Origin of the sequence: Thermomonospora catenispora, from assembly GCF_006363815.1 — a bacterium.
Lineage (GTDB): Bacteria > Actinomycetota > Actinomycetes > Streptosporangiales > Streptosporangiaceae > Thermomonospora > Thermomonospora catenispora.
In genome coordinates this window covers 193368-203819 of the sequence record NZ_RRYT01000006.1, presented here as the reverse complement: position 1 = coordinate 203819, position 10452 = coordinate 193368, and the positions used below count along the sequence as shown (strand labels likewise).

Below are 10452 nucleotides of genomic sequence, written 5' to 3'. Positions count from 1 at the left end.
CCGCCCGGGGAGCGGTCGCCCGGGCGTCCGGGACCGTCGACCGCCGGCGCGTCGCGGCGGGCGCACGCGCGCACCCCTCGTCCCTTCCGCGCGGGCCGTTCCCGGCCGGGACCCGGAGCGGCGGACGTCGCGGGCGCGGCGGGCCTCCCGGCTCATGCACGCTCCCGCGCCCGGTCCGCCGGCACGGTCCCGTGCATATCGATCGCCCGGGCGGGCATGCCCCGGACGAGTCCGGGATGAACCGATGCGGGCGGAGCGTGACAGACGGGGGTCGCCATGGCCGACGAACTCAAGGGCACGACCGTCGCGTTCCTCGTCGCCCCCGAGGGGCCGAGCAGGTCGAGCTCGTCGAGCCCTGGCGGGCCGTCGAGCAGGCCGGTGGACGCCCCTTGCTGGTGTCCACCCAGTCCGGGCGCATCCAGGCGTTCAACCACCTCGACAGGGGGGACGCCTTCCAGGTCGACACCACCGTCGAGGTCTCCGGGCACGAGGAGTTCGACGCCCTGGTCCTGCCCGGAGGCGTCGCCAACCCCGACCATCTGCGCACCCGCCCGGCGGCCGTGCGGTTCGTCCGGGACTTCTTCGAGGCCGGCAAGCCCGTGGCGGCCATCTGCCACGCCCCCTGGATCCTCATCGAGGCCGACGTCGTCCGCGGCCGCACCCTCACCGGCCACCCCAGCCTGCGCACCGACCTGCGCAACGCCGGGGCGATCTGGGTGGACGAGGAGGTCCGGGTCTGCCGCGACGGCCCCAACGCCCTCGTCACCAGCCGCGGCCCCGACGACCTCAAGGCGTTCTGCGACGCGACGGTCGAGGCGTTTCGGAGTTGACGCGTCACCCTCCGCAAAGGTCTAGACCCCAGGACTAGACCACTTGGCGGATATTCGAGGACGTTGCCCGGTACCGATACGCGTACCCGTCGGTAACTACCTAGTGTTGTGTTCGTGACCCGTCGAGCGAAGATCGTCAGCACCATCGGCCCCGCCTGTTCCAGCCCCGAGCAGATCCACGCTCTCGTCGAGGCCGGGATCGACGTGGCCCGCCTCAACATGAGCCATGGCGACCACGCCGCCCACGAGGCCGTCTACCGGCACATCCGCGCCGCCTCCGACGCCACCGGTCACGGCGTCGGCATCCTCGCGGACCTCCAGGGCCCCAAGATCCGCATCGGACGGTTCGCCGAGGGGCCGGTGCGCCTCACGCTCGACGACGAGTTCACCATCACCACCGAGGACGTTCCCGGCACCCGCAGGGAGGTCTCCACCACCTACCGGGGGCTGCCGGGCGACGTCTCTCCCGGCGACACCGTGCTCATCGACGACGGTCGCGTCGTCCTGGAGGTCACCTCCGTCGACGGCCCCCGGGTCCGCACCCGGGTCGTGGTCGGCGGCGTGGTCTCCGACAACAAGGGGCTCAACCTCCCCGGCGTCGCCGTCAGCGTCCCCGCCCTCACCGAGAAGGACGAGCGCGACCTGCGGTGGGCGCTGCGGCTGGGCGTCGACATGGTCGCCCTGTCCTTCGTGCGCACCCCCGCCGACGCCGAGATGTGCTACCGCGTCATGGAGGAGGAGGGCGTCCGCGTCCCCCTCATCGGCAAGATCGAAAAGCCCCAGGCCGTCGAGGCCCTCCCCGAGATCGTCAACGCCTTCGACGGCATCATGGTCGCCCGCGGCGACCTCGGCGTCGAGCTCCCCCTGGAGCAGGTCCCCATCGTTCAGAAGCGCGCCATCGAGCTGTGCCGCGAGAAGGCCCGGCCGGTCATCGTCGCCACCCAGATGCTCGAGTCGATGATCAGCGCGCCCCGGCCCACCCGCGCCGAGGCCTCCGACGTGGCCAACGCCATCTTCGAGGGCGCCGACGCGGTGATGCTCTCCGGCGAGACCAGCGTCGGGCAGTACCCCGTCGAGGCGGTCAAGACGATGAGCCGCATCGCGGAGGCCGCCGAGAAGGCCAGCCTGCGCGCCGTCCACTCCCTCGACCGCGTCCCCGAGACCGTCGGCGGCGCCATCGCCCGCGCCGCCGCCGAGGTCGGCGCCATCGTCGGCGCCAAGGCCCTGGTGGCCTTCACCATGTCCGGAGAGACCGCCCGCCGGCTGTCCCGCTACCGCTCGCCCATCCCGCTGCTGGCCTTCACCAGCGTTCAGGCCACCCGCAATCAGCTCGCCCTGGTCTGGGGCGTGGAGACCTTCATCGTCCCCCACGTCGACCACACCGACGACATGGTCCGCCAGGTCGAGCAGGCCCTGCTGGAGATCGGCCGCTGCCAGAAGGGCGACCGCGTCGTCATCGTCGCCGGTTCGCCCCCCGGCACCCCCGGCTCCACCAACGCCCTCCGCGTGCATCGCATCGGCGACGCCATCGCCATCCGCCACTGACGCCGGTCCGCGGCGGAGACGCGGCGCTGAGGGCCGCGATCGCGCGGACGTCCGCCGGAGCGCGTTCGAACGTCCCGCCCGGGTGCGGCCGTGCCTCCCGGACCGGCCATCGACCCGGTGTCGGCGCGGTCGCGCTCTTCCCGTTCCCATGGTCCGCCCTCACGGGAACGGGTCCGCGGCGCCCGGGGCCGTGAGAGGACGTGAGGGGATTCGGTGGAGGGGCGCGTCGGCCGTGCGGCCCGCCCCGCGCCTCCGGCTCGGGCGGCCGCTCGGTCGGCTCGGCCTCGGTCCCGGCGATGCGCGCCTCCGCGCCGGCGGTCCCACCGGGGACCGCGCCTCCCCTCCGTGACTTCGGGATCGGAGCCGGTGCCCTTGCGGCCGGAACGTGGTCGCGATGCCGCAGGGGCCGGACGCGGGCGCCGAGGCCTCGGCGAGGCGGGGCCTTCAGGACGCGGCGGCGCGGGCGGGCGTCACGGCGGCGGGAATCCGAGAATCGACGACGTGTGCGATCAGCGCCGTGAAGGGCGGCACGGTGCATGCCGCCGCCGGCGGCGGTGGAAGCGAGTGCCCCGGGTGGGATTCGAACCCACACTGTTCACCTTTTGAGGGTGCTGCCTGTCTGCCAATTGGGCTACCGGGGCGATACGGGCGTCTTCGACGCTTTCCCGCGGGCTCTCACGAGTCCCTGCAAGCCCTCGTGAATCCCCGCGAGAAGGCCGTTCCGGTAGGGACCGGCTGAGGTCTAGGGTAGCGCGTCCCGGTAGTCTCGTGCGCGTGACCGAGAGCGCTCGACGTGTTGTGATCGCAGAGGATGAGGCCCTGATCCGGCTGGATCTCAAGGAGATGCTGCAGGAGGAGGGGTACGAGGTCGTCGGCGAGGCCGGGGACGGCGAGGCCGCGGTCCGGCTGGCCACGGAGCTCAAGCCCGATCTGGTGATCCTGGATGTCAAGATGCCGGTCCTGGACGGGATCTCGGCCGCCGAGCGGATCAGTTCCGAGCGGATCGCGCCGGTGGTGATCTTGACTGCGTTCTCGCAGCGCGAACTGGTGAAGCGGGCGACCGAGGCGGGGGCCATGGCCTACCTGGTCAAGCCGTTCACCAAGGCCGACCTGGTGCCGGCGATCGAGATGGCGGTGAGCCGCTACGACGAGATCCGCGCGCTGGAGGCGGAGGTCTCGACGCTGACCGAGCGCCTGGAGACACGCAAGGTGGTCGATCGGGCCAAGGGCCTGCTGCAGGAGATGAACGGCTGGACCGAGCCGCAGGCCTTCCGCTGGATTCAAAAGACGTCGATGGACCGGCGGATGACGATGCGGGCGGTGGCCGAGGCGGTGGTGGCCGGAGCGCTGAGCGGAAAGACCGAAGGTCTCACGGGCGGGACCGGCGCGCCGAAATCCGGCAAGGGGGGCGCGGGCTGACCGAGGCCGGCCTCAGGGGGTCACGCAGCGTAATGGAATGCGTCGCTAGCTGGTATTCCTCGAGCACGGAGCGGTAACGAACAAGTAACCCTTCTGTCCGGGTGTGCCGTTCTGTGACGTGTGCTCGATGTACTACGTGGCAGGTCCCCAGGTGCCCGTTTCCTCCGGCTACGGCATGAGACGTAGCGATGGAACGACCTTCGGGGCGCGACTTGACCCGATCCCCTGGGATCCGGACTGAAAGGTTGACGACCTTGCGACTCAACGGGATTCGCGTCGGAGCGATCGCCGTCGGTGCGGCGCTCGCGATGACTCTGAGCGCGTGCGGCGGCGGAGGGGGGAACTCCGGTTCCGACGACGGCGTCGTGATCGGCTTCATGGGCGACCTGACGGGGGAGAACTCGGGCATCGTCATTCCGCCCAGGAACGGCGCTCGGCTGGCGATCGACGAGTACAACGCCACGAACCCGAAGGTGAAGATCACCCTCAAGGAATACGACAGCCAGGGCAAGGGCGAGCAGGCCGTGCCGCTGGCCAAGAACGCGATCACCAAGGACAAGATCGTCGGGATGATCGGCCCGGCGTTCTCGGGGGAGTCCCAGCAGGTGGCGCCGGTGCTGGAAGAGGGCAAGATCCCCAGCGTGTCGCCCTCGGCCACCAACACCGCGCTGGGTAAGAACGGCTGGAAGTACTGGCACCGCATCGTCGGCAACGACGAGGTGCAGGGCGGCGGCGTCGGCGACTTCATCGTCCGGGCACTGGAGGCCAAGAAGGTCTTCGTGATCCACGACAACTCCGAGTACGGCAAGCCGCTGGGCGAGAAGGTCGAGGCGACCGCCAAGTCCAAGGGCGCCGCCACCCAGATCGACGCGATCGACCCGGAGGGCTCGGACTTCTCCTCGACGATCAACAAGGTGAAGGCGTTCTCTCCGGACGCGATCTTCTTCGGCGGCTACTACGCCGAGGGCGGCAAGCTGCTCAAGCAGCTGCGCGAGGCCGGCGTCACCGCGCGCTTCCTCTCCGGCGACGGCTCGCTGGACAAGGGCCTGGCCGAGGGCGCCGGTGAGAAGAACGCCAACGGCTCGATCATCGCCTGCCCGTGCCTGATCGACCCCGAGGGCAAGACCAGCCAGGAGAGCAAGGCCTTCGCCGACAAGTACCGGGCCAAGTTCAACGCTCCTCCGGCGATCTACTCGGCCGAGGGCTACGACGCGGCGACCGCGTTCATCGAGGCGATCAAGGCGGGCAACACCACGGCCGAGGAGATCAACGAGTTCCTGTCCAAGGTGGACGTCCCGGGCGTTTCCAAGCAGGTGAAGTTCCTCCCGACCGGTGAGCCGGCGGCCTCGGAGGTCTACGTCTACGAGGTGAAGGGGACCACCCTGCCGCTGATCGGGAAGGCCTCCGAGGCGGACGTCTGAGCGCGGCCCCGTTCGGTTTCCGGGTGACCCTTTGCACGCGCAGGAGCGGGAGCGCCACCAGTGCTCCCGCTCCTTGACGAAGGCGACATGAATGTTCGGCAACTTCATTGACCAGTTCTGGCCGTCCACGATCGACGGCTTGTCACTGGGCGCGATCTACGCCCTGGTCGCTCTGGGCTACACGATGGTCTACGGCGTCCTGCGGCTCATCAACTTCGCGCATTCGGAAATCTTCATGATCGGCACCTTCGCGGGGCTGATCACCTTGAACGCGATCGGCCTGTCCGGCTCGGTGGGCGGGGTGGCGCTGATCGGCGTGGTCCTGCTGCTGGCGGTGGTGGGCGCCCTCGCCTCGGGGGCCAGCGCGGTGGCGCTGGAGTTCGTGGCCTACCGGCCGCTTCGGCGGCGGGGCGCCTCCCGCTTGGCGGCGCTGATCTCGGCGATCGGTGCCTCCCTGTTCCTGCAGCAGCTCTTCGCCCGGGTGCTGATCCCCTGGTGGTTCGATCTGCCGGAGGAGAAGGGCGCGCTGCCGATCCAGCACCACTTCGTGGAGCGGACGCCCGTGGTGTCGGTGGGGGACCTCACCATCCCCAACGACAAGCTGATGGTGTTCGTGGGCGCGATCCTGATGATGATCGCCCTGGACCAGTTCGTGAACCGCACCCGGCTGGGCCGCGGGATCCGGGCGGCCGCCCAGGACCCGGAGACGGCGGTGCTGATGGGCGTCAACATCGACCGGGTGGTGTCGACGACGTTCCTCATCGGCGGGGCCATGGCGGGTGTGGCCGCGGCGCTGTACCTGCTGCGGTTCGAGGACAGCCACTACTTCGTGGGCTTCCTGCTGGGCATCAAGGCGTTCACCGCGGCGGTGCTGGGAGGCATCGGCAACCTGCGCGGGGCGCTGCTCGGCGGACTCACCCTCGGACTGATCGAGATGTACGGCTCCGTGATCTTCGGTACGGAGTGGCAGCACGTGGTGGCCTTCTCCGTCCTGGTCCTCGTCCTCATGTTCCGTCCCACCGGCATCCTCGGTGAATCTCTCCAGCAGGCACGCGCATGACAGACAACGCGAACACCAAGACCGGCGCGGTGCTGACCAAGGAGGCGCCGCCTGCCGCCGACAACGACAACAGCCGCGGGCTGGGCGGACGATTCGCCGACATCGTACCCCGGGCCCGGCGGGTCGCCGGGAACTGGCCGGCCCCGGCCCGCCCGGTGATCTTCGGCCTGAACGTGGTGCTGGGGCCGCTGGTGGCGCTGTCCGACGCCTTCCACGACTGGTGGGTGCGGCAGGGCCGGGCGGCGCGCTGGGCGGTGTACGGCCTGCTGATCCTGTTCGCGCTCGTGCTGCCGTCGGACATGATCGGCAACGTGATGTCGCCGCACACCGAATGGCAGACGCTGCTGTTCTTCCCGATCGGCGGATACATCCTGCTGGCGATCGGATTGAACGTGGTGGTCGGCCAGGCGGGACTGCTGGACCTGGGATACGTGGCGTTCTTCGCGGTCGGCGCCTACGCGATGGCGATCTTCGGCAAGTACCACGGCTGGAACTTCTGGGAGATCCTCATCGTGGGCGTGGTGATCTCGGCGCTGTCCGGGATCGTGCTGGGGGCGCCGACGCTGCGGCTGCGCGGCGACTACCTGGCGATCGTGACGCTGGGATTCGGTGAGATCATCCGGATCGCCGCGCAGAACTGGGACTACGTCAACGGTCCGAACGGCATCTCCGGCATCCCGCACCCGCCGAACCTGTCGGACTGGGAGATCCCCGAGGGACAGCCGTGGGAGTTCCTGGGGCTGGCCGGCATGAAGCCGTTCACCTACGGGGCGCTCGACGGGCGGCCGTACTACTACCTGATGCTGGCCGCGATCATCGCGTCGATCATCTTCTGCAAGCGCCTGGAGAACAGCCGGGTGGGCCGTTCGTGGGCGGCGATCCGCGAGGACGAGGACGCCGCCGAGCTGATGGGCGTGCCGACGTTCCGGTTCAAGCTGGGGGCGTTCGCGATCGGCGCGGCGATCGGCGGCGCGGCGGGCGTGGTGTACGCCAGCCAGGCGACGTCGATCATCCCGAACAACTTCCCGTTCATCCTGTCGGCGACCATCCTGGCCGCGGTCGTGCTGGGCGGTTCGGGCAACCTGCCGGGCGTCATGGTGGGCGCCTTCCTGGTCGCGTGGCTGCCGGAGTACTTCCGCGGACTGGCCGAGTACCGGATCCTGATCTTCGGTCTGGCGCTGGTGGTGATGATGGCGCTGCGGCCGGAGGGGATCCTGCCGTCGCGGCGCAGGCAGGCGGAGCTGGCCGAGGGCACCGGCGGCATGGGCGCGCTGGGCGCCGAGGTGGCCGGGCCGGGCACGCAGGCGGCGACCGAGGGGGCGAAGTGAGCGACAACAAGCCGATCGAGTCGGCGCCGGCGGGCAAGACCCCGCTGCTGGAGATGCGCGACATCACCATGCGGTTCGGCGGCGTCGTGGCGATCAACGGTCTGCGGCTGCAGATCGACGAGGGCGACATCTTCGCGCTCATCGGCCCCAACGGCGCCGGCAAGACCACGGTGTTCAACGTCATCACCGGCGTGTACCGGCCGACGGAGGGCCAGGTGCTGCTGGCCGGGCGGCGGATCAACGGGCTGAAGCGGTTCAAGATCACCAAGCTCGGCGTGGCGCGCACGTTCCAGAACGTGCGGCTGTTCCACAACATGACGTCGCTGGAGAACGTGATGGTGGGCGCGGACGCCCACCACCGGACCGGCCTGGCCGGGGCGGCGTTGGGACTGCCGTGGCACCGCCGCGAGGAGCGGGAGGGCCGGGAGAAGGCCCGTGAACTGCTGGATTTCGTGGGGATCGGGCACCGCATCGGGGACCTGGCCAAGAACCTGCCCTACGGCGACCAGCGCAGGCTGGAGATCGCGCGGGCGCTGGCCACCGATCCGAAGCTGCTGCTGCTGGACGAGCCGGCCGCCGGGATGAACCCGGCGGAGAAGGAGGCGCTGCAGGAGCTGATCCGCAAGATCCGCGACTCCGGTCGCACGGTGCTGCTGATCGAGCACGACATGAGCCTGGTGATGGGGATCAGCGACCGGGTGGCGGTGCTGGACTTCGGACAGAAGATCGCCGAAGGCCTGCCGTCGGAGGTGCAGAACGACCCGCGGGTCATCGAAGCGTATTTGGGGGCTCCCGCCGATGCTTCTTGAGGTCAAGGACATCCATGTCCACTACGGCAACATCGCGGCGCTCAAGGGCGTCACGGTGGAGGTCGGCGAGGGCGAGATCGTCACGCTGATCGGCGCCAACGGCGCCGGCAAGACGACCACGCTGAAGACGATCTCCGGTCTGCGGCCGCTGACGTCGGGCTCGATCCGGTTCGAGGGCCGCGACATCAGCCGGATGCCGGGGCACAAGCGACTGCTGGCCGGGATCGGGCAGGCGCCGGAGGGCCGGGGGATCTTCCCGGGCATGACGGTGCTGGAGAACCTGTACATGGGCGCGTACGCGCGCAAGGGGAACCTCGACAAGGACCTGGAGGAGGTCTTCGAGCTGTTCCCCCGGCTCGCCGAGCGCAAGGACCAGCCCGGCGGCACCATGTCCGGCGGCGAGCAGCAGATGCTGGCGATCGGCCGGGCGCTGATGGCGCGGCCGAAGGTGCTGCTGCTGGACGAGCCGTCGATGGGGCTGGCGCCCATGCTGATCCAGCAGATCTTCAAGATCATCGAGGAGATCAACCGTCGCGGCACCACCGTGCTGGTGGTGGAGCAGAACGCCCAGCAGGCGCTGCAGCTGGCGCACCGGGCGTACGTGCTGGAGACGGGCCGGGTGGTCAAGTCGGCCCCGGCGCGGGATCTGCTGGACGACCCGGAGGTCCGCGCGGCGTATCTGGGCACGGGCGCGGGCGCCGCTCCGAAGGGGGCGGCGCAGGGCTGACCGTTCCGCTCTCGCTCCGCTCGGGGCCGGGTGACCGCGGGTCGCCCGGCCCCGAGGCGTTCCGGGGTCCTCACAGGGGGATGTCGACGGTGCGGGCGGCGTCGGCCGGTGCGCCGCTGATCTGGTCGCCCAGGGCGGAGGAGGTGGTGTCGCCGCTGATCCGCAACGCCCGTACGGTCGCGGCGGCGGGGATCTCGAACCACAGGTCCAGCTCGCGGCGTTCCTCGCGGGCGAGAGTCTGGACGCCGGTGACGGCCCGGCTGACCGACATGGCGTCGTGGTCGGGTCGGTGGGCGCGCCCGTCCGCGGTCACCAGGGCCTGCCGGGAGGGGACGAACTGATGACGGTCCCGCCCCCGGTTGTCGATGAGCAGCCTGACCCGCACGTACTGTCCTTCGGCGGGGATGCTGCCGTGGCTGCCGATCACCTCCTTGATGCCGGTGCGGACGGCCACGACGGTGTAGGTGAGCTCACCGAGCCTGGTCTCCCGGTAGGGGAGGGGCGTCTCGGAGGGCCGGGCGGTGCGCGGCGGTGTGTCGTAACGCGGCGGCCGGTCCCCGGCCGAGCAGGCGGCCTGCGCCGTCGTCACAAGCGCCAGCCCCGCGATCAGCGCCCATCGCATGACGCGACCTTAGGGAGAACGCGAGGGCGAGGCAAGACGGGCGGCTGCGGCAGGGCGGGTACGGGGCCGCCTTTGGGGCCGTACACCCCTTCCCCGGACGTACGTTATCTACTCAGCGGCCCCGGACCCTGGGTGACAACGCTAGCGACGCATGGCCCTCCGGTGCAAAGGAAACCCGGGCGGGGCGGCGGGGCGGCCGGTCGGGCCGCTCGACGGGTCACCCGGCGGGCCGGTCGCGGAGCATGCAGGTGAGACGGGCGGTGCAGATCCGTCGGTCCTGCTCGTCGGTGATGACGATGTCATAGGTGGCCAGGGTGCGCCCGCCGTGGATCCGGGTGGCGACGCCGGTGACGTACCCCTCGGTGGCGGAACGGTGGTGGGTGGCGTTGATCTCCACCCCCACGGCGATCCGGCCGGGCCCGGCGTGCAGGAAGGCGCCGGTGGAGCCGAGGGACTCGGCCAGAACGCAGGAGGCGCCGCCGTGCAGCAGCCCGAACGGCTGGGTGTTGCCCTTGACCGGCATGCGGCCGACGACGCGTTCCGGAGACGCCTCCAGCAGCTCGATGCCCATGGCCGAGGCCAGGTCGCCCTCGGGGTTGCCGCCGAACGCCTCGATCAGTTCGGCGCGCTGCATCTGCGGAGTCGATCCGCCCTGGTCGGTCACGTAAGCCTCCCTCAAAGTGTCGTAACG

The 10452-nt window shown here is 70.3% G+C and carries 9 protein-coding genes, 1 tRNA gene and 1 pseudogene; 8 read left to right on the top strand and 3 right to left on the bottom strand.

Annotated features, from left to right (window positions below):
- Positions 1-276 precede the first annotated feature (276 nt).
- Both EIO00_RS07635 and pyk read left to right on the top strand, forming a co-directional pair.
- Positions 277-830 (top strand): annotated as a pseudogene (locus tag EIO00_RS07635) (type 1 glutamine amidotransferase domain-containing protein).
- A gap of 114 nt (positions 831-944) precedes the next feature.
- Positions 945-2375, top strand: a complete 1431-nt coding sequence (gene pyk / locus EIO00_RS07630) for a pyruvate kinase (protein ID WP_140176558.1) — start codon at positions 945-947, stop codon at positions 2373-2375.
- 565 nt (positions 2376-2940) lie between these two features.
- Here the strand turns inward: pyk and EIO00_RS07625 are convergent.
- A tRNA-Leu gene (locus EIO00_RS07625) sits at positions 2941-3016 on the bottom strand.
- A gap of 127 nt (positions 3017-3143) precedes the next feature.
- On the opposite strand from EIO00_RS07625, the gene EIO00_RS07620 reads away from it, so the two are divergent.
- From EIO00_RS07620 to EIO00_RS07595, 6 genes are all read left to right on the top strand, one after another.
- Entirely contained in the window at positions 3144-3794 is a 651-nt protein-coding gene (locus tag EIO00_RS07620) for an ANTAR domain-containing response regulator (RefSeq protein ID WP_241661198.1), read from the top strand.
- A 188-nt stretch (positions 3795-3982) separates the two neighbouring features.
- Positions 3983-5215: a branched-chain amino acid ABC transporter substrate-binding protein gene (locus EIO00_RS07615; protein ID WP_175596152.1), complete on the top strand. Its 1233-nt coding sequence runs from the start codon at positions 3983-3985 to the stop codon at positions 5213-5215.
- A 91-nt stretch (positions 5216-5306) separates the two neighbouring features.
- Positions 5307-6275 carry a branched-chain amino acid ABC transporter permease gene (locus EIO00_RS07610; RefSeq protein ID WP_140176555.1) on the top strand — a complete coding sequence of 323 codons (969 nt, stop codon included), beginning with the start codon at positions 5307-5309 and terminating at the stop codon, positions 6273-6275.
- Entirely contained in the window at positions 6272-7603 is a 1332-nt protein-coding gene (locus EIO00_RS07605; protein ID WP_241661196.1) for a branched-chain amino acid ABC transporter permease, read from the top strand. Before EIO00_RS07610 ends, EIO00_RS07605 begins: the two co-directional genes overlap by 4 nt.
- Positions 7604-7656: 53 nt before the next feature.
- Entirely contained in the window at positions 7657-8412 is a 756-nt protein-coding gene (locus EIO00_RS07600) for an ABC transporter ATP-binding protein (RefSeq protein WP_140176603.1), read from the top strand.
- Complete coding sequence (locus tag EIO00_RS07595; RefSeq protein WP_140176553.1) at positions 8402-9139, top strand: ABC transporter ATP-binding protein; 738 nt, start codon at positions 8402-8404, stop codon at positions 9137-9139. The genes EIO00_RS07600 and EIO00_RS07595 overlap by 11 nt, the downstream gene beginning before the upstream one ends.
- Before the next feature lie 70 nt (positions 9140-9209).
- On the opposite strand, the gene EIO00_RS07590 is transcribed toward EIO00_RS07595, so the two are convergent.
- On the bottom strand, positions 9210-9761 hold the full coding sequence (locus EIO00_RS07590) for a DUF4352 domain-containing protein (protein WP_140176552.1): 552 nt from the start codon (positions 9759-9761) through the stop codon (positions 9210-9212).
- 217 nt (positions 9762-9978) lie between these two features.
- Complete coding sequence (locus EIO00_RS07585) at positions 9979-10395, bottom strand: PaaI family thioesterase (RefSeq protein WP_140176601.1); 417 nt, start codon at positions 10393-10395, stop codon at positions 9979-9981.
- Positions 10396-10452 lie beyond the last annotated feature (57 nt).